1 protein-coding gene is annotated in these 428 nt (G+C 68.2%); it reads left to right on the plus strand.

All coding sequences use genetic code 11. From position 1 onward, the window contains the following. A partial coding sequence (locus EOE48_RS28915; protein ID WP_127734247.1) for an ABC transporter substrate-binding protein occupies positions 1-428 on the plus strand: 428 nt, incomplete at both ends.

Here is a 428-nt window from a genome sequence, read left to right on the forward strand (position 1 = left end):
GCATTCGCGTCAGCTGGCACGAGTTCCCCAGCGGCCTGCCACTGCTGGAGGCGCTGAACCTGGGCAATGTCGACCTGTCGGCGGACGTGGCCGATACCGTACCGGTGTTCACCCAGGCGGCCGGTGCCAAACTCACCTATTTTGCTCGTGAGGCGCCATCGCCCACGGCCCAGGCCATCCTGGTGCCAGCCAGCTCGCCGCTCAAGACCCTGGCCGACCTCAAGGGCAAGCGGGTGGCGGTGACCAAGGCGGCGGGTAGCCATTACCTGTTGATCCAGGCCCTGGCCAAGGCCGGCCTCAGCTTCAAGGACATCACCCCGGCGTACCTGATCCCGGCCGACGGCCGGGCGGCGTTCGAGAACGGCAAGGTCGATGCCTGGGTCACCTGGGACCCCTACGTGGCGAGCGCCCAGCGCCAGCAGAACGCG

Origin of the sequence: Methylobacterium oryzihabitans (assembly GCF_004004555.2) — a bacterium.
GTDB classification, from domain to species: domain Bacteria; phylum Pseudomonadota; class Alphaproteobacteria; order Rhizobiales; family Beijerinckiaceae; genus Methylobacterium; species Methylobacterium oryzihabitans.